The sequence below is a fragment of the Endobacterium panacihumi genome, assembly GCF_050847465.1.
GTDB lineage: Bacteria > Pseudomonadota > Alphaproteobacteria > Rhizobiales > Rhizobiaceae > Neorhizobium > Neorhizobium panacihumi.
Window position 1 is genome coordinate 50,574 of sequence record NZ_JBOZRA010000009.1, and the last position, 24,004, is coordinate 74,577.

19 protein-coding genes are annotated in these 24,004 nt (G+C 59.1%); 8 read left to right on the plus strand and 11 right to left on the minus strand.

The genetic code is table 11. From position 1 onward, the window contains the following. Positions 1–123: 123 nt before the first annotated feature. From ACRQ1B_RS26340 to ACRQ1B_RS26365, 6 genes are all read right to left on the minus strand, one after another. On the minus strand, positions 124–2,481 hold the full coding sequence (locus ACRQ1B_RS26340; RefSeq protein WP_432297092.1) for a tetratricopeptide repeat protein: 2,358 nt from the start codon (positions 2,479–2,481) through the stop codon (positions 124–126). Continuing rightward, positions 2,478–3,539, minus strand: coding sequence for a family 8 glycosyl hydrolase (locus ACRQ1B_RS26345; protein ID WP_432297093.1), 1,062 nt, complete (start codon positions 3,537–3,539; stop codon positions 2,478–2,480). Before ACRQ1B_RS26345 ends, ACRQ1B_RS26340 begins: the two co-directional genes overlap by 4 nt. Continuing rightward, positions 3,536–6,028 carry a cellulose biosynthesis cyclic di-GMP-binding regulatory protein BcsB gene (locus tag ACRQ1B_RS26350; RefSeq protein ID WP_432297094.1) on the minus strand — a complete coding sequence of 831 codons (2,493 nt, stop codon included), beginning with the start codon at positions 6,026–6,028 and terminating at the stop codon, positions 3,536–3,538. Before ACRQ1B_RS26350 ends, ACRQ1B_RS26345 begins: the two co-directional genes overlap by 4 nt. Then, entirely contained in the window at positions 6,028–8,223 is a 2,196-nt protein-coding gene (gene bcsA, locus ACRQ1B_RS26355; protein ID WP_432297269.1) for a UDP-forming cellulose synthase catalytic subunit, read from the minus strand. Before bcsA ends, ACRQ1B_RS26350 begins: the two co-directional genes overlap by 1 nt. A 69-nt stretch (positions 8,224–8,292) precedes the next feature. Then, positions 8,293–9,231, minus strand: a complete 939-nt coding sequence (gene bcsN, locus ACRQ1B_RS26360) for a cellulose biosynthesis protein BcsN (RefSeq protein ID WP_432297095.1) — start codon at positions 9,229–9,231, stop codon at positions 8,293–8,295. A gap of 197 nt (positions 9,232–9,428) precedes the next feature. Then, positions 9,429–9,938 (minus strand): TIGR02281 family clan AA aspartic protease, encoded by a 510-nt coding sequence (locus tag ACRQ1B_RS26365; RefSeq protein WP_432297096.1) that lies wholly within the window; start codon positions 9,936–9,938, stop codon positions 9,429–9,431. Between the two features lie 178 nt (positions 9,939–10,116). On the opposite strand from ACRQ1B_RS26365, the gene ACRQ1B_RS26370 reads away from it, so the two are divergent. Continuing rightward, positions 10,117–10,596 carry a hypothetical protein gene (locus ACRQ1B_RS26370; protein ID WP_432297097.1) on the plus strand — a complete coding sequence of 160 codons (480 nt, stop codon included), beginning with the start codon at positions 10,117–10,119 and terminating at the stop codon, positions 10,594–10,596. A gap of 5 nt (positions 10,597–10,601) precedes the next feature. Here ACRQ1B_RS26370 and ACRQ1B_RS26375 read toward each other — a convergent pair whose 3' ends face one another. Continuing rightward, positions 10,602–11,834 carry an ROK family transcriptional regulator gene (locus ACRQ1B_RS26375; protein WP_432297098.1) on the minus strand — a complete coding sequence of 411 codons (1,233 nt, stop codon included), beginning with the start codon at positions 11,832–11,834 and terminating at the stop codon, positions 10,602–10,604. 229 nt (positions 11,835–12,063) lie between these two features. On the opposite strand from ACRQ1B_RS26375, the gene ACRQ1B_RS26380 reads away from it, so the two are divergent. The 5 genes from ACRQ1B_RS26380 to ACRQ1B_RS26400 all read left to right on the plus strand — a co-directional run bounded on the left by ACRQ1B_RS26380 (position 12,064) and on the right by ACRQ1B_RS26400 (position 17,309). After that, a complete protein-coding gene (locus ACRQ1B_RS26380) occupies positions 12,064–13,089 on the plus strand; it encodes a sugar ABC transporter substrate-binding protein (protein WP_432297099.1) in 1,026 nt (341 codons plus the stop codon). Positions 13,090–13,187: 98 nt separating this feature from the next. After that, entirely contained in the window at positions 13,188–14,267 is a 1,080-nt protein-coding gene (locus ACRQ1B_RS26385; protein WP_432297100.1) for an ABC transporter permease, read from the plus strand. Then, positions 14,243–15,049, plus strand: a complete 807-nt coding sequence (locus ACRQ1B_RS26390; RefSeq protein ID WP_432297101.1) for an ATP-binding cassette domain-containing protein — start codon at positions 14,243–14,245, stop codon at positions 15,047–15,049. The genes ACRQ1B_RS26385 and ACRQ1B_RS26390 overlap by 25 nt, the downstream gene beginning before the upstream one ends. Next, positions 15,046–15,669, plus strand: a complete 624-nt coding sequence (locus ACRQ1B_RS26395; RefSeq protein WP_432297102.1) for a nucleoside triphosphate hydrolase — start codon at positions 15,046–15,048, stop codon at positions 15,667–15,669. The genes ACRQ1B_RS26390 and ACRQ1B_RS26395 overlap by 4 nt, the downstream gene beginning before the upstream one ends. A 134-nt stretch (positions 15,670–15,803) precedes the next feature. Beyond that, on the plus strand, positions 15,804–17,309 hold the full coding sequence (locus ACRQ1B_RS26400) for a DASS family sodium-coupled anion symporter (RefSeq protein WP_432297103.1): 1,506 nt from the start codon (positions 15,804–15,806) through the stop codon (positions 17,307–17,309). A gap of 93 nt (positions 17,310–17,402) precedes the next feature. On the opposite strand, the gene adhE is transcribed toward ACRQ1B_RS26400, so the two are convergent. The 4 genes from adhE to ACRQ1B_RS26420 all read right to left on the minus strand — a co-directional run bounded on the left by adhE (position 17,403) and on the right by ACRQ1B_RS26420 (position 22,436). After that, the gene (gene adhE, locus ACRQ1B_RS26405; RefSeq protein WP_432297104.1) at positions 17,403–20,057 is read right to left on the minus strand and encodes a bifunctional acetaldehyde-CoA/alcohol dehydrogenase; all 2,655 of its coding nucleotides are present in this window, start codon (positions 20,055–20,057) and stop codon (positions 17,403–17,405) included. Positions 20,058–20,304: 247 nt separating this feature from the next. Next, positions 20,305–20,934: a class I SAM-dependent methyltransferase gene (locus ACRQ1B_RS26410; RefSeq protein WP_432297105.1), complete on the minus strand. Its 630-nt coding sequence runs from the start codon at positions 20,932–20,934 to the stop codon at positions 20,305–20,307. Between the two features lie 8 nt (positions 20,935–20,942). Beyond that, positions 20,943–21,611, minus strand: coding sequence for an RluA family pseudouridine synthase (locus ACRQ1B_RS26415; protein WP_432297106.1), 669 nt, complete (start codon positions 21,609–21,611; stop codon positions 20,943–20,945). A 69-nt stretch (positions 21,612–21,680) separates the two neighbouring features. Continuing rightward, positions 21,681–22,436, minus strand: a complete 756-nt coding sequence (locus ACRQ1B_RS26420) for an IclR family transcriptional regulator domain-containing protein (protein WP_432297271.1) — start codon at positions 22,434–22,436, stop codon at positions 21,681–21,683. 144 nt (positions 22,437–22,580) lie between these two features. Here ACRQ1B_RS26420 and ACRQ1B_RS26425 point away from each other — a divergent pair, with 144 nt between their 5' ends. Both ACRQ1B_RS26425 and ACRQ1B_RS26430 read left to right on the plus strand, forming a co-directional pair. Further along, complete coding sequence (locus tag ACRQ1B_RS26425) at positions 22,581–23,303, plus strand: 3-oxoacid CoA-transferase subunit A (RefSeq protein WP_432297107.1); 723 nt, start codon at positions 22,581–22,583, stop codon at positions 23,301–23,303. Continuing rightward, positions 23,300–23,998 carry a CoA transferase subunit B gene (locus tag ACRQ1B_RS26430; protein ID WP_432297108.1) on the plus strand — a complete coding sequence of 233 codons (699 nt, stop codon included), beginning with the start codon at positions 23,300–23,302 and terminating at the stop codon, positions 23,996–23,998. Before ACRQ1B_RS26425 ends, ACRQ1B_RS26430 begins: the two co-directional genes overlap by 4 nt. The last annotated feature ends 6 nt before the right edge of the window (positions 23,999–24,004 follow it).

Sequence of the window (24,004 nt, forward strand, 5' to 3'; positions counted from 1 at the left end):
CATCGATCCGGCCGTCAGCGGGGCGCATCGAAATCGGTTTTCAGCAAGATAGGAAGCTTGAAAACACAAAACCAGAGCAGGAAGACACCCAATCAACCGCGCTTGCCCTTGAGAAAAGATCGCTCAGTAGTCGTTGTCGCGCGCGGCACGCACGTCGGCAAGCCCCCGCAACGCATCTCGATTGCCGGTCTGTGCCGCTGCTTCGAAAACCTGAATGGCATCGGCATAGCGGCTCATGTTGAGATAGGCGTAACCGCGCAGCACCATCAGATCGACGCGTTCGGTCTCAAGCTGGGCGCGCTGATCGAGAAACAGCAGAGCATCACGATAACGACCGGCATCAAAGGCGGCAGTGGCCCTGTTCGAGAGGATAGACACCTGCAGTTCGGACGCGCGCTTGCGGGCAAGCGGCGCCTGCGTTGCGGAGACGGCCGCATTATCGGTCAGCCCGACACGCAGATAGGCGAGCGACTGGCCATAGGCCGCATCCTCGCGCACCTGACCGGTGCCGCGCTTGAGGGCGACACCAAAGGCATCGGCCGCTTCCATCGGACGGTTAAGCTCCATCAGGCACCAGCCCCGGCTGAGCGCCGTGCCCGGCGGCAAGCCGTCGGGATCGACAGTGGTCGAGCAGCCTCGCTGCGGCCTTGCACCGCGCGACGATGCGCTGACGACATTGGTGGATGTTCTTGCCGGTGCGGCGGCATAGGTCTGCGGGATGGGTGCCGGGGCATTGACGGGCAGAACCGGGACAGATCGTGCCGCACCCGGCTGCTGAGCCGGCCCGGTATTGCTCATAGACGGCGCCGTATATGGCTGCATCGGATACTGCTGAGCCGGCTGTTGGGCAAGCTGTTGAGCGCTGAGCGTTTGCTGCGTCGTTTCACCGAGATTGGCAATACGGACCGACCGCCCCTGCCACTGACGCTGCACGGCAGCCACGCCCGCCTGATCGTTGAGTTGGCTGCGCGATAGCACGAGCCCGTAAGCGGACGGTTCATCATCCGGCTTCCAGGACAGCGCCGTTTCGAACCAGCGGGCCGCCGTCTGCGGCTGATTGAAATTGCGCGCGTACCAGCCGAACTGCTGGGCAGACGCTTCGTCCTTGGCCTTGATCACTTCGGCTGCGATCCGCTGCAGAACGGGTTCAGCAAGGATCGGCGGCGGCAGGATGGCAAGAAGATTGGCCGTGGCGGCCATATAGGTATTTTTGGCGTCGTCGGAATCGTCGCGCCAGCGATACATGACGTCTTCGGCTTCCTGTGGTGATTTTTTTGCGATCAGGCAGAGTGCCAAACCTTGTGAGGCCGATGCCGAATCCTCACGCTCGCGAGCCAACCGGAACCATTTTTCCGCAGAACCCGTATCTTCGCGGCGCAGACGGTACCATCCGGCAAGCAGCGCGTCTGACGCGAGAGAGCCATCCTCCGCGAGCTTTTCGACCCGCGTAACATAGGCTTCGGCAATCCGCATTTTCGGATCTTCGTTCGCCTCGGCGACAAAACGGCGGGACAGATCGTCACGAACGCTGTCGAATTCGCCTGCCCCATCCTCGTTGCGATGCTCGGACGACAGGAGGTCCTGCATGCCGGCATAATCAAGAACTGCCGAGGCCTTCTGCACAGTCGCCAGGCGTTCCTGCGGATCGGTGCAGTTTTTCAGGACGTAATTATAGGCATCCCTGGCGCGGGTATTACGGTCGGTTTCGGCAAAAGCTTCGGCGATGCGCCAAAGCACATCCACTTCCGCGCAGGTGAGCAGCGCCGGAGTAGCAGCACCGATTTCAACCACAGTCTGATACTGTTTGAGATCGGAGGCGTTGACGAGGCGGGCACGCGCTTCGGCAACTTCAAGCCGTTCAATCAGGTCGGCCGGCGGCTGCCATGCGGCTTCAGCGGTACGGCGATCTGCAATCGTCTTGCGCAATTCGGCAAACCGGCCGTCGGCATAAAGACGCCACATGTTTTCCAATTGCGGATCGCCATTCTGCGGCACGGCGAGCGGATCGGTCGGTGGTGTCCACTCTGGATAGAGCGCACGAAGACGCGAGATTTCCGCTTGCAGGCGAGCCTGATCGTTTCTGGCCGCGAAATAACGCAGCGCACTTTCATCGACCTGCGCACGGGCATTTTGCGCCTCAGACGATGCGGCATTAGGGGATGCTGCCGGTGCTGCCTGCGACGACTGGCCAGGCGCCTGTGCCAGCGGTGATGCCGCCGGAGCGGCATCTGCCTGGGTAAGCTGCAGGGGCGGTTCGCCGGTGGAACCCGTGGGGCCGGAATGGAAATCGATGCCCGGTTGCGCGATCGGCATGCCATCCGGACCGCGCACCCGACCCATCGCCATCAGTTTGGGGGCCGGCTGTTCCCGGGTGTCCGACAGAGAAGCGACATGATCCCGCACGGCATTCGGGTCGTTCACGCCGTAGATGGCTGCCGCCACGGCGATGCCTGCCACTGCTGTTGCAAGAACCTTTCTCATAGGCATTCCGGGTGCTTCTCTGCAATAAAGGCCAGGCCCAGCAACTGGAGCGTGGACGGATAATAAAGGACGGGTTCGAATCGGCGAACATCGTCCGGCAGTTTTGTACCGTCTACCACACAGGCCACCATATGGTTAACCAAACGATAACCGGGATCGGACAGCGTGTCCTTGACCTTTCCGGTTGAGACATCGAACGTGCCCGTGGCACCGGAAACGGTCGTGGCTTCCGCCAGCCAGGTCAGCAGGGAGCGGTCGGTCACTCCGGCTCGGGTGAGATAAAGCGGGATGCGGACAGCGTTATAGCCGTATTCGGGCGCAAAACCTTCCGCCGGTTTCGGCTTTTGGGCGATACTGACCCAATCTGCGGGCAGGCGGCGCGGACCAAACTGCATGGCGCGCAGAAGCGCCTTGCCATCATCCGCGAGTCTCTGCCAGCGGCTCGACGGCGCCAGCATGTTCATGATCGGCAGCGCTTCATAAACCCAATAGGACGGATTGATGATCGGTCCGTCTTCCCTGTCTTCAGAGCCGAATCCCTCCAGCCCCGGCAGAAGAACGGTACGGCCGTCATGGTCGATAACGGCGCTCTTGAGCAATGTGCGGGCAATGCCTTTCGCTGCAGCCGTATAATCGGTCCGGTTCCAAGCGGCCCCACCGAGCGCAAGACCATAGGCGATCAACAGGTCACCGTCCGATGCGTTGTTGGTGTCGATCACATGCGGTTTTGCATTCGGATCCCACTTCCAGACGGCAAGACCATCATCGCGCAGCAACAGTTCGGTGCGGGTAAAAGACCAGACCTGTTCGAAAGCCGCCGGATCATTGGCGAGATAGGCAAGGATCAGGCCATAACCCTGCCCTTCGCTATGACTGATATTATCATTGCCGTTGTCGAGGATGCGCCCGCTGCCATCGAGGAATTTCTGTTTGTACGCTTCCCATTCCGCCGCCGGCACACCCGCCGCCCGTGCCATGTTCCCAAAACCTCCGCCGAAAAACATCGCGGTTGCCAGAACAGCAGCTGCACAGGTCCAAAGCGGGCGCGAAAACATCATTTTCGTCTCCCGACATTGGAAAGCAATGCAGCTGTGGTGATGCCGATCAGGAATGTCATGATCGCGAACAGACCGGCGAAATACAGAACATTGGTCGACAGCCAGTTGGCGGCGATCAGTCGGTAGTTCCAGATAGAATTGTCCATCGGCGCGATGAAGGAGAACCCGTCGACGGCAACATTATCGACGCGGCCGGCGCGCGACGAATAGGTGGTGATGCGCCCGGTAATCTGTGGCCAGAATTCCTGCGAGGAGATGACGCGTGCGCCCTCGGCAAGATCGCTGGAGGATGGCGCTGTCATCACCGTCCAGGTGCCGTTGCCTTCCGGGCTGACGCCTTGGGCCATCATGAATGTCGCCGCATTGGACGGCGCGAAGGGTTCAACGCTTCCCGGCAGAAGGCGGAACGATTTCAGGGAAATATCGAAATTGCGCTGCATCCATTCCTGGAAAGCGGAAATCTGTCCGTTCCAGTTGGCGCCGCTGACGCGGTCGCGCCATTGATCGAAAACCTCACCCGTATTAACGGCTTCCGTCGTTGCGCCGACCGTCGGACGCCAGGAGGACTGGCTGCTGGTGGAAACATTGGCCTGCGACAGGACGGTGACCGGCATCTGCGTGACCGAACCGATGAAGATGGCATCGCGGTCGCCAACGGCATTGGCCGAGGCGACCGGTTCCAGCGCCATCGGACGCCCGCCAGCCAGTGCCATCCGTGACAGCAGTGTTGCCGCAGCAGAAAGCGTATCGCGATCGACACGATCCATGAACAGAGGCGTGGCATCGTCATCGCGGCTATAGGGGTAGCCGGTGCCGCCGAGGGCCGACAGATCCGGTCGCTGACCGATGCGCGCGAAATCCGGCATATGGAATTCGGACGTATCGAACATGGCAAAACGCGGCGTTGTGGAGGCGGAAGCACCGGGTGCGCAGGCCTCGTCCTCCTGGGTGCGCAACACGGTTTCCATTTCCACCGTGTTGGCGCCCGCCTTGAAATGCCGCATGGTCACGCGGATCGGCAGATGTCGCAGGATGCCGCCACCATCTGTGGTGATCGGCACGGTCGAAGCGATGTTGCCGTTGACATAAACGTTGATCTGGCTGCCCGGCAGCACCGACTGAGAATAGGCGGCATCGAGCAGAATGGTCGCCTCGCCATAACCCTGAGCATAGAAATCGGCCGGCACGCCGATCTTGAAGCCGGAGCGAACACGGCGACCCGAAAATTCGATGGTTTCCATGCCGAGCTGCGAAAAACTCAGATTGGCATTGGAAAACAGCATCGGCGCATCCGGCGCCGACCAGCGTTGGGTGGCAAGCACGCTGCGCAGAACAGCGAGCGGACGATCGACCGGCGAAACAACCGAATCCACCGCTGTCGCGATTGCCTGCCAGCTCGGACCACTGACGACAAAAACCGGCTGCCCGGTGCGGCGATCATCCACGAACGTCGCGACCGGGGCGCTGACCGCAGATGGCGGCAAATCGGGAAAGAGCGGCTGCAGTTCTGCCGCCGTTCCGACCAGCACCGTCAGCTTGCCGGAGGCGGAAGCGGCAATGCGATCGGTCTGGAAATCGAATTTCTGGCTGGGCATGCCGCTCAGGATGGACAGGCCTTGTGTCAGCCGCAGGATCGGCTTCAACGTGCCCGGTTGATCCAACGAAGGAACGACCATGTTGAAGGTCGTGGCGCCGGTTTCATCGACGCCGATGGCGCGGATGGCATCGATGCTGGACAGGCGGATGGCGAGCGGGCTGTTGAAATTCAGGTAAGTGCCGGCCGGATCGATATTCGACCAGAGTTCGTAGGTGGACGCGATCGAGCAATCGGTGCGATGACGCTGGTCGGCGCGCAATGTCACGACATTGACGCCCTGCTGCAAAAGCCCGGGCGGCACGGCAAAGGATACCTGTGACGGTTTTTCCGAGGCTGTCACCTGCTGCTGGCCGATGACGCGATTGTTGATGAGAATGGAAAGCTGCGACGCTTCCGGCGCGACCACGACGGCATTCTGATAACCCAGATGAAAGCGTGCAGGGCTGGCGGCCTGTTCCGGCGTCACGTAAACCGACCAGGATTGCTTGTCGTGTTCACCCTCCAGCGTCATCGACGACGCAGGCACAATGTACCGCTTGAACCCCTGGCCAGCAGACTGATTTGAGGGCGGCAGACGGCTTGGCGGCACCTGCCTGCCCGGCTGAACCTGCTGGGCAGGGGACGGCTGGGTGTTTTGCGGCACTGCCTGCGCCGGCATTTGTGGCACGGCGGCGGGGGCTTGCTGCGGCATTGCAGGCATCGTCGATGTGGCCTGGACGGGCGCGGGACTGGTCTGAGGCTGGGCCGGCGGTGTTTGAGCCGGCGCAGGCGATCGAGATGGCGCGGCGCCTCCGGCCGGGCGTTCGCCCGACATATCGAAACCCGACGACTGCGCGAACGCGCAGGTGGCCGTGAGGATGGAAAGCGTGGCGGCGAGGCAGGTCTTGCGCATCAGTTTTTCGCCTCCACCGCATCCCGTGTGGCGGCTTCATCCTGCGCGGGGCGCGCGCTGCGGAAGAAATACACGAGGCCGCGGCTGGTCTGGTAGAGGGCAAGGCCGACAAACCAGATCGTGCCGCGAATGATGCCCGGATTGTAACGCCGCGATTCCTGAAATTGCGACCACTGCGACGAATTGGCGAAGATCAGATCGGCAATCATCCGGTGATCCTGCGCCGATTTCGGCACGTACTGGCAACCAACCGTGGTGATGTCACCTGCCGCCTGCGCATTGCGCAGCACGACGGATAACGTGACCATGTCGCCGCCGCTATGCGGCTGGAAACGGATTTCACCGATCGCACCCTTGACCATGCCGGCCGCGCGACGGTTGAAGACATTGACGCGGGCGCCGTGAACCGAGACGTCTTCAATGGAGGCGGCATACCATTCCTCCTCGACCCGGAACTCACAGCGCCGGTTGATGCGCACGCGCCGCGATGCCGCCGGTTCCCCGCGTTCCGAGACGACACCGAGCGCGCAGCCGGCCATCAGCAGGTTGATGATGTTCCAACCGCCAACCACCAGTGTCACGTCGGCCTTATAGGGCTCGGCATAGATCTTGTAGATGGTGATCAAGAGGGCGATGACCTGCACGGCGAAGATGACGAAGAACGGCCGGCTGATTTCGGACAATCTGCTGGTGGCAATCGACTCGTCCTTGGCCGTGACCTTGAACGTCGGCTTTTTCGGATTGAGCATGACCGAGACGACAGCCGGCAGAAGGTGCACGGTCTGCACATATTCGTAGAGTTCGGAAATCCACGGCCAGCGGAACGATCCGTAGAGATAGTTCTGCATCATCAGGTTCACGAACATGTAGGCCAGCGTATAGGCCAGGAATTCGCCGCCGGACGCCGTGAAGATTTCCAGATCGAAGAAGAGATAAAAGAGCGGCGCGAACAGGAACACCGTGCGCGGGAACGGAAACATCCAGAACAGCGTCGACGACATGTAGCAGAAACGCTGCGCGATGGTCAGACCGCGCTTCAACGGCGGAAACCGGAAACGCAGGATCTGCATCATGCCCTGTGCCCAGCGCGAGCGCTGGCCGATGAAACTGGCAAAGGTTGCCGGCTGCAGGCCGGCGATCAGCGGCTTGTCGACATAGATGCTGTGCCATCCGGTACTGTGCAGCTCAAGCGCCGTTTCGCAGTCTTCGGTGATGCTGATACCACTGAAGCCATTGGTGGTTTCCAGGGCGCGGCGGCTGAGAACGGCTGCCGAACCGCAGAAGAATGCGGCATTCCACTTGTCGAGGCCGCGCTGGATGATGCCGTAGAACATCTCGTTTTCGCTGGGCATCTTGTCGAATGTGCGAAGATTGCGCTCGAGCGGATCCGGATTGATGAAGAAGTGCGGTGTCTGCACGAGAAAGAGTTTTTCCTGTTCCTCGAAATAACCGACCGTTTCCTTGAGGAAATCACGCGCCGGGGCGTGGTCGGCATCGAAGACGGCGATCAGTTCGCCGCTGGAATGCTGCATGCCATTGTTGAGATTTCCGGCCTTGGCATGTTCGTTGCGGTCGCGCGTCAGGTAGTTGACGCCGAGATCCTCGCAGAGCTGCTTCAGCTCCTTGTGGCGCGCCATCGCCTCCTGCGCTTCCAGAAGTTTCGGTGAATTGCGCTTCTGCAGTGTGCCGCCATCATCGAGCAGCCAGATATGCAGCTTGTCGGCCGGGTAATCCATGCTGCTGGCGGCCGCCAGTGTGTTAGCGAGAAGGGTCGCATCCTCGTTATAGGAGGGCACGAAAACATCGACATGCGGAAAATGTTCGAGCTTTGCAGCACGCGACGGCCGCGGCGGTAAAGGTGTCGCAACAACGAACAGGCTGAGGCCCAGCATCATCACGTTGTACATTTCGGCAAGGTACAACAGGAAACCGGGAATGAAGTTTTCCAGCTGATTGATCGGTGGCAGCGTGCTTGTGGTGCGCCAATAGACGTAGCGCAGCACGATGGCCGTGCCGAACGCAAGCGCGATCAGACGCCACGTCCCCTCGCCCTTGAGGATCTTGATGATCGCCATAACGGCGAGCGCGCAGATGCTGGCGATGAGCTGGGTCTGCAGATTGACCGGCAGCGTGATGAGAGCAATGACGGCAGAAACGACAATGATCCAGACAATGACGCTGCGGATCTTGTGAATGGGCATTTCAGAACTCCCCGCGCCGGTCTGGCGCAACTTCAATCCGATCCGTCTTCGTCATCGGTCTCTTCATGGGCAGCGGTTAGCGCCGCCGACACAATCCGGGGCCGGCACCCTTACGGAATTTTCGTTTGGCGCCGCTGGCCGTCCGTTTGTGGTGGCACTGTCTGACGCGGACAAACTTGTCGGCGGCAACGGTACCGTCGGGCCAGTCGGGGTTATCACCGCTGGGGCAACATTGCGGGCGGGCTGCCGGACCGGCGTTGCACGTGGACGTGCCGGCGCAGTCGCCGCAACGCGACGCACGGTCGGCTGCGGTTCGTAACCGAGCGGGGCGGCATAATGGTCGATGGCTGCGGCAGCAGGGTAGACCGGATGCCCCGGCCGACCAAGGTTCGGATCGGCACGGTCGGGCCGGCCGTAGGGATTCCATTGCCAGCCGGTGAAGGAACCGTTGATCGTGTAGCCATACATGGTCGCGAGAAGCGACTGTTCCGACTGCGTGGCATCGCAAAGCCGCAGCCGCATCTGGACAATGCCGAGATTGTGGAGCGTATTACGGGCATCCGTGCCGGAGCGGATCTGCTGCCAGCCGTAAATGCAGGTATCACCACCGCGGCTTCTGCCAACGGCATAGCTGAAAGCGCCGTAATTGTTCTGCAGATAACTTGCCGTGCGCGCCATGGCCATGCTCGGCATTTCGCTGCGTATCTCACGAATGACGGCGCTTTCCGTCAGGCGGGCTGAAGAGAGGGTCTTGTCGGTATTCGTGCCTTCCATGCCGGGCCCGACGAACTTTATCTTGATCGAGTTCTGGCCGGGCACTGAGGATTGGGTGCGCAGAGCGATATCCTGCTCGATGCCGTTGCGATAACGTCGCTCGACTACGGCAACAATGGCTGGTCCGCCCGGTGGCGGAAAGACAAGCGCTTCGGTTGCGGAAACCGCACGGGCCGGCTGAAATCGGGCCACGCCGGCGGTGGAACTGCAGCCTGCCAAAGCCGCCATTAACAGAACTGTCGTCGCAATCGATTTCATAAAGGCAGCCGCAATTGAAAAATCTGGTTTCACGCGGCGCGCATCAAAGCTGATTCGCACGTGCTGCGTGGGCAATATTAGCGTTTTAGTAACTGATTTGTTAATCAAGCGTTAACGCTATTCCCAGAAAAAATCAGCAGACTGATAATCGATCGGAAAATGTGTCCTTATCGGGCAAGACGCATCGTATCGCCTGCGACCGCATAGGAAGACAGCCGACCGAGAAAGCTCATGCCGATGAGAGTGGCGGGCAAGGCATCGTTGTTTCGCACCACAAGTGCGTCGACATCCGTCAACGACACGCTATCGAGCATCAGGCTGGCAAGGGTGACGCGTGCCGCCTTAACGTCACCGGCGGCCGTTGCGACCGTATAATTATAGGTGAGATCATCTGGCCGTAAGCCGATGTCGCGGGCAACAGCTTCGTTGAACGCCACAAAGGTCGCGCCGGTATCGATGATCCCGGTGACCGGTCGGCCGTTGACAAGGAACCGTCCGACAAAATGACCGTCCCGGCCAACGGTCAACGTGGCCTGGTTCGGATCTTGGGACAAAACGGAGATGGAAACAGGCTGCAAAGCGGGAGCATTGAACTCCTTGCCGGACGCAAGCATGGCCGGCGCCTGGGTGGCGACAAATACCGCAAGGCTTGCCGACACGACCAATCGTGTGAGCATGGCAAGGAATCCTTCCTTTTGATCCCGCATCATGCGGGCCTTTTGATTCGGCCTAGCCTCAAAAAGTTAACAAAGCGTCGACGGCTCCTTTTCGCGATATCGGAGGGCGCTCAGGTTTTCTGTGGTATCCGGTGATCCGGCCTTTTAAGAAGGGTCGGTGAACACGCATGGAGTATCGATGTCGAAGACGCGCAAGCGCCAGTCCATGGCCGGACAGAGGCTGAAGAGGGACTTTCCGGACCTGCACGCAGACCTCGTTTCCGGCCGCATTCCATCCTTGAAAAAGGCGCTGGTCAAAGCCGGCCTTGCCAACAAACCAACACCTGCCGAAAAACTGCTCAAGGCCTGGGGTAAGGCAAATGCTCAGGACCGCGAGCAGTTTCTGAAAAAGATAGGCGCCAACCGCGACGCTTCGCATGCCCCAGCGGCAACATTGCCAATGATCGCCAACGGCCGTTATCTGCTGCCGCAAACCATCCGCGATATCGAAACCATCATGTTCAGGCGGGAACTGTCGCCGGCGCATGTCATGAAGGAGGTCGGCTTCCCGACCGAAGGCCGATCTTTTACGCGCGCGCTTGCCAGAAACGCCAGCCTGAGGCTGGCCGTCATCACCGCACTTGCGACCTGGCTTCGCGAGCAGAAACAGCAGGATTAATAAGCTCAGGCCTCGCCGACATCCTTCAGCAGAACGGACTGATCGGTGAGGTAGCGCGCAAAAATCGGCAAACTGGCACCGCCGATTGCCCTTGCCTGCGAACCAACCCTGCCCTCGATGATATCGGGAATGACCACGCCACGTAGGTCGAGCCGCGCAACGGCTTCAAGAGTGGCCGTAACGATGCGTTTTCTGACCCAGGCCGGAAAACCGCCGTCGATGACGGCCGCACCGAAATCGATGATCGAGGCCGCGGCAACGATAGCCTGCGCCAAGGCGGCTGCCGTCGCCTGTATCCACACCTCCAGCGGTTCGCCAAAATCGACCCATTCATCGGCGGAATACCATAGCGGCTGCGGATCGATGCCACGTTCGCGCAGCATGTTTTCAAGCACGAAGATCGAGGCGATATCGAGTAGCTGACGGTTTTCACCATCCTTGCCGCGCACCGGCAGCGGGCCGACCGCGCCTGCGGTTCCTGTGCGGCCAGAAAAAATGCTGGAATTGAGGACGATGCCGCCGCCGATGAAAGAGCCGATGAACAGATAGATGAAATCCGGATAGGTTGGGCCGACGCCAAAAACCAGTTCGGCACCGCAGGCGCTGGTCGCATCGTTCTGCAGATAGACCGGATGCGCCACGCAGGCAGCCACTTCTGCCTGAAGGTCGACGCCGTGCCAGACTTCCATGGCGCCCGATGGCGCACCGATCTCATCGGCCCAGTTCCACAATTCGAACGGTGCGGCAATGCCGATGCCAGCAATCCGCGCCTGTTCTTCCGCGCTCATCTGCGCTTCGATATCGGCAAGGCCGTTGGTGATGATCCGCAGAATTTCCTGGGGCAGCGGATAGGCATAGGTCTCATGATACCGTTTGCGGACATTGCCGACAAAATCCATCAGCACCAGATCGGCGCTGCGGCGGCCGATCTTGACCCCGAAAGACAGGACTGCATCCGGATTGAGGCGCATCGGCACCGATGGCTGGCCGACACGGCCGCGCAAGGGTTCGCCTCGAAGCAACAGCCCGTCCTTTTCCAGTGCACGCATGATGACCGAAGCCGTCTGCGCCGAAAGGCCGCTGAGCCGGGTAATATCCGCCTTCGACAAGGCGCCATGCAGACGCACCAGCGACAGGACAAGTCGCTCGTTATAGGCGCGTACCCGCGTCTGGTTGGAACCACCGGAAAACCCGGCAGATGAAACAGGCCCGGCAAGCGGGCCATCGGTGATCGACATCCAGCACCTCCCTGCCTTCGCTCTCTCACGCCAAACACAGCATGACAAGATGTAATAAATAATTCAATCGGAATTAATTATTGACAGGTCGTTTTGTTTTGCGATTATGCAAATCGCGAGGATGCAGGGATGTCTGGAGGAGGCGCCTGGTTTCGATTGCGCTCAATCCAAGCCTGCATTCACACCAAACCCGTCCGCGGCTTGCGGACTACGTCTCTGGGAGGAGATCATGAAAAAATCCGTATTGTCCCTGTCTTTCGGGGCGCTGGCGCTTGGCGTCGTGTTTGCCGCACCGGCGCAGGCCGCCGACGTGTCTGCCTGCCTGATCACCAAGACCGACACAAATCCCTTCTTCGTCAAGATGAAGGAAGGTGCGACCGCCAAGGCCAAGGAACTCGGCGTGACGCTGAAATCCTATGCCGGCAAGATCGACGGCGACTCGGAAAGCCAGGTGGCCGCGATCGAAACCTGCATCGCCGATGGCGCCAAGGGCATCCTAATCACCGCTTCGGACACCAAGGGCATCGTACCGAACCTGAAGAAGGCACGCGATGCCGGCATGCTGGTCATCGCACTCGATACGCCTCTGGAGCCGATCGACGCCGCCGACATGACCTTTGCCACCGACAACCTGCTTGCAGGCAAGCTGATCGGCCAGTGGGCCAAGGATACGCTCGGCGATGCCGCCAAGGATGCCAAGGTGGCCTTCCTCGACCTCACGCCGTCGCAGCCTTCCGTCGATATTCTGCGCGACCAAGGCTTCATGATCGGTTTCGGCATCGACCCGAAGGACCCGAACAAGATCGGTGACGAGGACGATCCGCGCATCGTCGGCCACGACATCACCAACGGCAATGAAGAGGGCGGCCGCACGGCCATGGAAAACCTTCTGCAGAAGGACCCGACCATCAACGTCGTCCACACGATCAACGAACCGGCGGCTGCTGGCGCCTATGAAGCGCTGAAATCGGTTGGCCGCGAAAAGGACGTGCTGATCGTGTCGGTCGATGGCGGTTGCCCGGGCGTCAAGAACGTTGCCGATGGCGCAATCGGTGCCACCTCGCAGCAATATCCGCTGCAGATGGCAGCGCTCGGTATCGAGGCGATCAAGAAGTTTGCCGATAGCGGCGAAAAGCCGAAGCCGACCGAAGGCAAAAATTTCTTCGACACCGGCGTGACACTGGTCACCGACAAGCCTGTCCCGTCGATCAAGTCGATCGACACCAAGGAAGGCCTTGGAAAGTGCTGGGGCTAAGCCTCTAGCCAATCCTTGCGGGCCGGTGGCGCAATTGTCATCGGCCTGCCACGGCAACCCGGTCTGAACCGGGCATTCGACAAAAGCGGGAGGATTTCATGAGCGAGCCAGTGGCAAGCGCACCGCATCACGACTACGAAAAAGTGCTGAAGGACAGTTCGAAGGACGTGGCTTCCTTCGACAGTGACAAGCCGTCTGCCCTTCACAAGTTTCGTCATTTCCTGCATTCCAACCCGTCCGCCGTATCGCTGATCGTGCTGGTGGTTTCGCTTTTCGTGTTCGGACTGACGCTCGGTGGAAAATTCTTCTCCGCCTTTTCCCTGACGCTGATTTTGCAGCAGGTGGCGATCACCGGTATCGTCGGTGCCGCACAGTCTCTGGTCATCATGACCGCCGGTATCGACCTCTCGGTCGGCGCGATCATGGTCCTGTCCTCCGTGGTGATGGGCCAGTTCAGTTTTCGCTACGGTCTGCCGCCGGAACTCGCCATTCTGTGCGGTTTCATCACCGGCGCGCTGTGCGGCTTCATCAATGGCGTGCTGATCGCCAAGGTAAAGCTGCCGCCGTTCATCGTCACGCTCGGCATGTGGCAGATCGTGCTCGCCAGCAATTTTCTCTATTCGGCCAACGAGACGATCCGTTCCCAGGAAATCGAGACCAATGCGCCGATCCTGCAATTCTTCGGCGAGACTTTTAAATTTGGTGGTGCCGTCTTCACCTACGGTGTCATCGCGATGATCCTGTTGGTGGCGGTGCTCTGGTACGTGCTCAACCACACGGCCTGGGGACGACACCTTTATGCGGTGGGTGATGATCCCGAAGCGGCAGATCTTTCCGGCGTCAACGTGCAGCGCATGCTGATCTCTGTCTATGTTCTGTCCGGCGTCATCTGCGCACTCGCAGGCTGGGCACTGATCGGCCGTATCGGCTCCGTCTCGCCGACCGCCGGCCAGTTCGCCAATATCGAATCGATCACCGCAGTCGTGATCGGCGGTATCTCTCTTTTCGGCGGCCGTGGCTCCATTCTCGGCATGATGTTCGGGGCGCTGATCGTCGGCGTCTTTTCGCTGGGGCTGCGCCTGCTCGGCACCGATGTGCAATGGACCTATCTGCTGATCGGCGTCCTTATCATCGTCGCCGTTGCGGCCGACCAATGGATCAGAAAGGCGTCCCGCTAATGACTGATGCAAGAAAACCCATCCTCACCGGTCGCAACCTCGTCAAACGCTACGGTCGCGTCACCGCCATCGACAATGCCGATTTCGATCTCTACCCCGGCGAAATCCTCGCCGTGATCGGTGACAACGGCGCCGGCAAATCCTCGCTGATCAAGGCGATTTCCGGTGCCATCCGTCCCGATGAAGGCGAGATCCGCATGGACGGCGAGCTGGTTCACTTCAACTCGCCGATCGAGGCCCGCAAGGCCGGGATCGAAACCGTCTACCAGAACCTCGCTCTGTCGCCGGCCCTTTCGATCGCCGACAACATGTTTCTGGGCCGGGAAATTCGCAAACCCGGCTTCATGGGCAAGGTTCTGCGCAAGCTCGACCACGGCGCGATGGAAAAGATGGCGCGAGACAAACTGTCCGAACTGGGCCTGATGACCATCCAGAACATCAACCAGGCGGTGGAAACCCTGTCCGGTGGCCAGCGTCAGGGCGTGGCGGTGGCGCGCGCGGCGGCATTCGGCTCCAAGGTCATCATTCTCGACGAACCAACGGCAGCGCTTGGGGTCAAGGAAAGCCGGCGCGTGCTGGAACTGATCCTCGACGTGCGCTCGCGTGGCATTCCGATCGTGCTGATTTCCCACAACATGCCGCATGTGTTCGAGATTGCCGATCGCATCCATATCCATCGTCTCGGCAAACGGCTGACCGTCATCAATCCAAAGGACTATACGATGTCGGACGCCGTCGCCTTCATGACCGGCGCCAAGGCACCGGAGCCGATTGCCGCATGACACCGACCACCAAGGATCTCGCCCGCACACTCATCGACCGTGCGGGCGACAGAAAACGCTTTCTGGTGGCGATCGCCGGCCCGCCGGGTGCCGGCAAATCGACGCTGGCGGATGCGTTGGCCGTTGCCTTGCAGGCAAATGGCGAAAGCGCCGAAGTGCTGCCGATGGATGGGTTTCATATGGATGATGCCATCCTGCGTGAAAAAGGCCTGCTATCCCGCAAAGGCGCTCCGGACACATTCGACGTGCGTGGATTTCTCGATATCGTCCGTGCCGTCAAAGCCGCTGACGGCGAAGTGCTGGTGCCGGTTTTCGACAGGTCACGCGAAATTGCCATCGCGGCTGCCCGTATCGTCGCCGCATCGACACGTTTCGTGCTCGTGGAAGGCAATTATCTGCTTCTCGACCAGGCACACTGGTCCGCGCTGGAAGGCCAGTTCGACTATTCGATCCTGATCTCTCCTCCCGTTGCAGTGCTGGAGACGCGACTGATGCAGCGGTGGCTTGATCTCGGCTTCACACCAGAGGCGGCCCGCGCAAAAACCGAGGGCAACGATCTGAAAAACGGCGCTCTGGTCCGCGAATGCAGTCGCGCAGCCGATTGTGTCCTGACCGCCTGAGCTTTCGCGGCAATGCATGCATGATTGCTCGGGCTTCTTGATTAACATCAAGAAATCACTTCGCGAAAAATGCGATCTGTCCGGTGGGAGGACGTGAGGCGGGGACTGCCCCGCACTGTCCAGAGGACACTGCAATGCCCACCAAATTGACTGGAATTCTAAGTTATTTCAAACAGGCGGTGCCGTTCCGCATCATTCCCGCGATCGTCACCACCATTTTTCTTCTCACCCTTCTCGCCATTCCTGCTCCATCAGGTCTGGATGAAAACGGCTGGGTGATGCTGGCGATCTTTCTGACGACGATCCTCGCCATCATCCTCAAGGTGATGTCGATCGGCGTCATGGCCATCATGGCGATCGTCATTGTTTCGCTGGCGCAGGTCACTTCGCCCAATTCGAAGGGTGCCGTTGCCGATGCGCTCAGCAGTTTCGCCAACCCGCTGATCTGGCTGATCGTCATTGCAGTGCTGATCTCGCTCGGCCTGAAAAAGACCGGACTGGGTCGCCGCATCGGGCTTTATTTCATCGCCCTGCTCGGAAAACGCACGCTCGGCATCGGTTACGGTCTGGTCTTCTGTGAACTGGTTCTCGCGCCATTTACGCCCAGCAACACCGCACGCGGCGGCGGCATCATCCATCCGATCATGAAATCGATAGCTAACGCCTTCGATTCGGATCCGGCCAAGGGAACGCAGGGCCGCGTCGGTACCTATCTGGCGCTGGTGAACTATCACGCCAACCCGATCTCGTCGGCGATGTTCGTGACGGCGACGGCACCAAACCCGCTGGTGCTGGAATATGTCGCCAAGGCAACGGGCGGCACGATCCACCTCACCTGGGTCACATGGGCACTTGCCATGTTCATCCCGGGCGTCATCGCCATGCTGGTCATGCCGCTGGTACTTTATGTCCTTTCGCCACCGGAACTAAAAAAGACACCCGACGCCGTCACCTATGCCCGCAAGGAACTCACTGGCATGGGCCCGGTCTCGGCAAAGGAATGGGTGATGGTTGCCACCTTCGCCCTGCTGCTTCTGCTCTGGGCAAACGTGCCGGCCATGATTTTTGGTCCTACCTTCACGCTCGATCCGACCGTTGTCGCTCTGATCGGCCTGTTCACGCTGCTGATCACCGGCACGATCGACTGGAACGATGTTCTGGGTGAAAGAAGCGCCTGGGATACGCTGATCTGGTTCGGCGCGCTGGTGATGATGGCCGACCAGTTGAACAAGCTCGGTGTGATCGGCTGGTTCTCGAACGGCATGAAGGATGCAATCACGGCTGCAGACCTCAGTTGGCAGCTTGCCGCCGCTGTGCTCGTGCTTGTCTTCACCTTCTCGCACTACATGTTCGCCAGCACGACGGCGCATGTCAGCGCGATGATGCTTGCCTTCCTGACCGTTGGCGTCATGCTCATTCCAGCTGAATATCACGGCATCTTCATCCTGATGATGGCCGCCGGCTCGGGTATCATGATGACCTTGACCCATTATGCCACCGGCACCTCGCCGATCATCTTCGGCAGCGGGTACGTCACCATGGGCAAATGGTGGGGCGTGGGCTTTGTGATGTGCGTCATCAACCTTGCCATCTTTGTCATCATCGGGGGCATCTGGTGGAAGGTTCTGGGTTATTGGTAAGACGATAACACTGCCATCGCAGACAAAGGCGACAGCACGTATAAAAGGGCGACTGCGAAAACCGCAGCCGCCCTTTTCCATGTCCTGTATTATTTATGCCTTCGCCTTCAGCGCAACGACCGTGTGTTCTTTTACCGGCTTCTCGTCTTCGCCCTCGACATAAGGACGACCGTAATAGCTGGCGAGCAGAACCTGGCGAATCTCGCCGATCAGAGGATAACGCGGATTGGCGCCGGTGCACTGATCATCGAACGCCATCTCCGCCAGTTTGTCCACCTGGGCCAGAAAATCCGCTTCCGCCACGCCGGCCGCCTGGATGGAGACCGGGATTTCGAGATCCCGCTTCAACTGTTCCAGCCACAACAGCAGCTTTTCCACCGACTCGGCATCGTTCTTGCCGCCCAGCCCCAGATGACGGGCGATCTCCGCATAACGGCACAGGGCCTTTGGTCGGTCATATTGACTGAAGGCCGCCTGCTTGGTCGGGTTGTCGACCGCATTGTAACGCACGACGTTTGAGATCAGGAGCGCATTGGCAAGGCCATGCGGCAGATGGAACTCGGCACCGATCTTGTGCGCCATGGAATGGCAGACACCGAGAAAGGCGTTGGCAAAGGCTATGCCGGCGAGCGTGGACGCATTATGGACCTGCTCTCTCGCTTTCGGGTCCTGCGCACCATTCTTGTATGCCGAAGGCAGGTAGGTTTTCAGCAGCTTCAGTGCCTGCAGGCCCTGGCCATCGCTATATTCGTTGGCCATGATCGAGACATAGGATTCCAGTGCATGCGTGACTGCATCGATACCGCCATGGGCGGTCAGCGATTTCGGCATGTCCATGACGAGATTGGCATCGACGATCGCCATATGCGGCGTCAGTTCATAGTCCGCGATCGGGTATTTGACGCCTGTAACCTCGTCGGTCACCACCGCAAACGGCGTGACTTCCGAACCGGTGCCTGATGTCGTCGGAATGGCGACGAACATGGCCTTTCCGCCCAGCTTCGGGAAACGATAGATGCGCTTGCGGATATCCATGAAGCGCAGGGCCAGATCGGCAAACTCCACTTCCGGATGTTCGTACATCACCCACATGATTTTTGCCGCATCCATCGGCGAACCACCACCGAAGGCAAGGATCAGGTCCGGCTGGAAGGCATTGGCCAAGGCCACGCTTTTGCGCACGACGGCAAGCGTCGGATCGGCGCTGACCTCAAAGAACACTTCCACCTCAAGACCGAGACCTTTCAGCATCCGCACCGTGTCGTTGACATTGCCGTTTTCGAACAGGAAACGGTCGGTGACGATCAGGCAGCGTTTTTTGTCCTTCAGGTCATCCAGCGCAAAGGGCAAACTGCCGCGACGGAAATAGATCGATGGCGGCAGCTTGTGCCAAAGCATGTTTTCCGCGCGCATGGCCACCGTCTTCTTGTTGATCAGATGCTGCGGGCCGACATTTTCAGAAATCGAATTGCCACCCCATGAACCGCACCCCAGCGTCAGTGACGGCGCCAGCCGGAAATTGTAAAGGTCGCCAATACCGCCTTGAGAAGCTGGCGAATTGATCAGGATACGGGCGGTCTTCATCTTCGCGCCAAAGGCAGTGACGCGTTCGGGCTGGAGATCCTGATCCGTATAAAGCACGCTGGTATGTCCGATGCCGCCAAGCGCAACCAACGCCTCGGCCTTTTCGCAGGCGTGCTCAAAGTTTTTGGCCCTATACATGGCAAGCGTCGGCGAGAGTTTTTCGTGGGCAAAGGCCTCGCTCTCATCTGTTGCCTCGACTTCTGCGATCAGAACCTTGGTATCGGCCGGCACCTGAAAACCCGCCATCTCGGCAATCTTGCGTGCAGACTGTCCAACAATCCCGGCATTCAGCGATCCATTCTTCAGGATCAGATCCTTGACTGCGCCAGCCTCATTACTGGACAGGACATAACCGCCATGACTGCGGAAACGCTCGCGCACGGCATTATAGACCTGTTCGACAACGATGACAGATTGTTCAGAGGCGCAGATGACGCCATTGTCGAACGTTTTTGACATCAGGATCGATGCCACAGCCCGCTTGATATCGGCAAATTCATCGATCACAGCCGGCGTATTGCCGGCGCCGACACCGATGGCCGGCTTGCCGGACGAATAGGCGGCTTTCACCATGCCCGGCCCACCAGTGGCAAGGATCAGGTTGATATCGGCATGCCCCATCAGCGCATTGGAAAGCTCGACGCTCGGTTCATCGATCCAGCCGATAATATCTTTCGGGGCGCCAGCCTTCACAGCGGCTTCGAGAACAAGCCGGGCCGCCTCGCATGTGGAGCGCTTGGCGCGCGGATGCGGAGAAAACACGATGCCATTGCGGGTCTTCAGCGCGATCAGCGCCTTGAAGATGGCGGTCGATGTCGGATTGGTGGTCGGCACGATGGCGCAGATCAGGCCGATCGGCTCGGCAATCGTCTGGATGCCGTATTCCGGCTCTTCCGACAAAACCCCGCAGGTGCGATCATCCTTGTATTTGTTATAGATATATTCGGAGGCAAAATGGTTTTTCACCACCTTGTCCTCCATCACGCCCATACCGGTTTCCTCAACCGCCATCTTGGCCAGAGGAATTCGCGAATTGGCGATGGCCAAAGCCGCGCTCCTGAAAATTTCGTCCACCTGCACTTGAGAAAAGTCGGCATAGATTTTCTGGGCGGCCGTTACCCGGGCAACAAGTTCATTGAGCTTCACGAGAGAATTGATCGACATGATGGTTCATTCCCGCTTTGATTGAGGCGCATCTGAAAGATGATGGTCAATGCAGTGCCGGCCCCCGGCGCAGGCGGTGAAGGCAGCAAGCATCTGCCTGGTCTGTGAGAGGAGCCGCATCTTACGCGGGAATTCTTGTCCGGAATAAAACCGGCCGCCTTGATCTAAATCTCGGGCGCTGGAACAGGAGGTTTTGCCGCATGTGACCGAACGGCACTGCGAGCGAGGGGGCACGCCCCATCAAATGTTATGATGTGGGTGTCGGGATCTTCGCATTGACGAACACATCATAACGGGTGCTCTTGCCGACGATCTGGTGGGACGGCTTGCGAATTCCTTCCATCGGCTCTCCACGCAGGGGCCATTTTAGAACAACGCGATATTGCGCGCTTTCCAGAGCAATCTGCATCAGCTTGGCCGAGTCGGGATCGGTGCCGACGATATCGCGGATCAACCGCATTTCCTTCTTCACCAGTGCCGTCTTGTCGCGCGGCGGGTGCATGGGATCGACCAGAACGACCTGCGGAGACAATTTTGGCAAAAGATCGCAGGAATCGCCATTAATCAATGTCATCCGCGCGACCGTCTCGGCGTAACGCCCACCTTCCGCCCGCGCCCGCTCCAACCCTTCGGCCAGCAGCGCATACATATCCGCCGAACGCTCGATGAGCGTCACGCGGGCGCCAAGCGAAGCAAGAAAAAAGGCATCCCGGCCAAGTCCCGCCGTGGCATCCACGATATCGGGCGTGGTGCCGCTGGTAAATCCGGCGGCTTTGGCCAGTGGCTGCCCACGCCCTTCTCCGGAGCGGAACCGATGCCCGACCGCACCGCCGACGAAATCGACGGCCAATGATGATTTTTCGATGTCCTGCACCATGGCCTGCCTCAGAACGGAACGAGAGATGTGAATGTCACATCGGAGCCGTCAGGACGACGAAAGGTCAATTGCTCGGCATGCAACAGCAGGCGGTTCGCCGCCGTCAGCGCCTTGCCATCGGCATAAAATTCGTCACCAAGGATGACGTGGCCCAGCGCCTTCATATGCACCCGCAACTGATGTGTGCGCCCCGTCAGGGGAAAAAGACGAAGTCGCGTGGAGTATTCTCCGCGACCGATCACCTGCCAGCGTGTCTGCGCCGGTTTGCCATGGTCGGGATCGACACGATGACGGGGTTTGTTGTCGGGATCGATTGCCAAGGGCAAGTCGATCATTCCTTCCTCATCCTCAACCCTTCCCCAGACTTCGGCCACGTAGGATTTTGCGGTCGTACGTGCTTCGAACTGCGCGGCGACAAAAGCGTGTGCCTTGCGATTGCGTGACATCAGCACGATGCCGGACGTATCCTTATCCAACCGATGAATGATCAAAGCCTGCGGATATTCCTTCTGTACGCGCGTTAACAAACTGTCAGAAAGCGCGGGGTGGCGCCCGGGCACCGACAAAAGCCCGCTTGGCTTTTCGAAAACAAGGAAATCCGCGTCACGATGAAGAAGTGAAACGTAGGGATCCAAAGGCGGATGATAGATCGGAGCAACATCTGAAAGCGCGTTCATGGCAACCGTTTAGCACAATTTCATCCATCCGGGAGGCCATCGAGGACGGATTTCAGCTGCGAGCTTTTATCAAGCCAGAGACATCCGGATGTTTTCCGCGGCCTCTTTTAACAGCGGCAACACATCCTCGGTCATTTGCATCAGTGAAATATGGGCGGCCGGAGCACCGACGTTCAATGCCGCAATCGTTTCGCCCCACCGGTTTTTCAGCGGCACCGCGATGGAACGTAATCCCAGTTCGAGTTCCTGGTCGATGATTGCGTAGCCAAGTTCCCTCACTCGACCGAGCTCATTGATGATCGCCTCGACATCCGTCAACGTTCGGTTTGTATTGGCATGCAGATGGGTTCTTGCGAGAAGATCACGTGCATGGTGATCGCCCAAGGCAGCAAGCAAAACCCTGCCCATAGACGAACAGTAAGCCGGCAAACGACTTCCGGGATTGAGGTTGATCGACATGACCCTACGCTGCGACGCGCGGGCAATATAAAGCACTTGGGTGTCGTCAAGCACGGAGGCGGAAGAACTCTGCCCGGTCTTTTCGGCAAGAAGGTCGAGATATGGCTGCAGCAATGCCGGCAGAGGTGTGGCCGACAGGTAAGAGTATCCGAGGCGCAGGATGCGTGGGGTCAGCGTGAAAAATTTTCCATCGTAATCGGCATATTGCAATTCCACCAAGGTCAATAGGGAACGGCGCACCGTGGCGCGATCAAAACCGGTCTTTTTGGCAACATCCGCAATGGATAGGCGCTTGTCACTCTCGCTGAAGGCTTCGATGACGCGAAGCCCCCTGGCAAAACCGCTGACGAAATCTGTCTCTTTCATGGGCACCATCGAACTTTAATTTGTGCGACATACGAACAAACATCAATTAACGCACAAATATGATTGCTGCAAGTTGGCAGGCGTCCTATTGAAAGGTGGGAGGTGTCGACCAAGGCATCAGCGTTCAGACTGCAGGGAGGGTTTATGGACAAGAAGTCGGCAAGCGCCGCGGAAGCGGTGTCCGCCATCCGAGATGGCGCTGTGGTGATGATCGGCGGCTTTGGAGGCTCCGGCGCACCCATCGAACTCATTCATGCACTGGTAGACAGGCGGCCCAAAAATCTCACGGTCATCAACAACAATGCCGGAAATGGCAGGATCGGCATCGCCGCGATGATCGACGCCGGCATGGTCGCCAAGATGATCTGCTCATTCCCGAAATCATCCGATCCGCGGGCTTTCACGGAAAAATACCTGGCTGGCGCAATCGAACTGGAACTGGTGCCGCAGGGCACGCTTGCCGAGCGGATCCGCGCGGGAGGTGCAGGCATTCCCGCCTTCTATACGCCGACCGCTTATGGAACAGAGCTGGCGGAAGGCAAACCGGTGGCGGAATTCGATGGCCGCCCTTATGTTCAGGAACGCTGGCTAAAAGCCGACTTCGCCATCATCAAGGCCCATATTGCCGATGCCCATGGCAACCTCACCTACAACAAGGCCGCGCGAAACTTCAATCCGCTGATGTGCATGGCTGCAGCGAAAACGATCGTTCAGGTGTCACGGATCGTAGACATCGGAGGCATCGATCCCGAACATGTCATCACGCCGGGGATCTTTGTCGATCAGGTGGTTGAAGTACCGAACCCGCAGCAGGAAGAGGCGATGATCCGCGCCGGCCTGCAATATGAGGGAGGAATTTACGCATGAACACTGTTACTCCCAGCACGTCAGAGAAGGTAAAACTGTCCAGCGCCCAAATGGCCTGGCGCGCCGCCCAGGATATCAGGGACGGTGCCTATGTGAACCTCGGCATCGGTTTTCCCGAAATGGTCGCACGTTATCAGCCCCCCGGCCGACAGGCTATTTTCCATACCGAAAACGGCATTCTGGATTTTGGGGAAGCACCAAAACCCGGCGAGGAAGACTGGGACCTGATCAATGCGGGTAAGAAGGCGGTCACGCTGAAGCCTGGCGCATCCTTTTTCCACCACGCCGACAGTTTTGCCATGGTACGCGGCGGACATCTGGACGTGGCTATTCTGGGCGCGCTGCAGGTGGCGGAGAACGGTGATCTGGCCAATTGGCGCGTCGGTTCGAAAGGTGTACCGGCAGTCGGCGGTGCGATGGACCTTGTTCATGGTGCCAAGCAGGTATGCGTCATCACCGATCACGTTACCAAGAACGGCGAACCCAAACTGGTGGAAAAATGCACTTTTCCTTTGACCGGCGTCGCGTGCATCACGCGCATATACACCAGCCATGCCGTTATTGACGTGAGCAATGGCCGCTTCGTTTTGCGGGAAAAACTGCCTGGCATCAGCACTGAGGAATTGCAGGCGATAACCGGCGCAAAACTTCACACCGAAGGAACGGTTGCCGACCTGATTGTTCCGGCATTGTGAACTGGT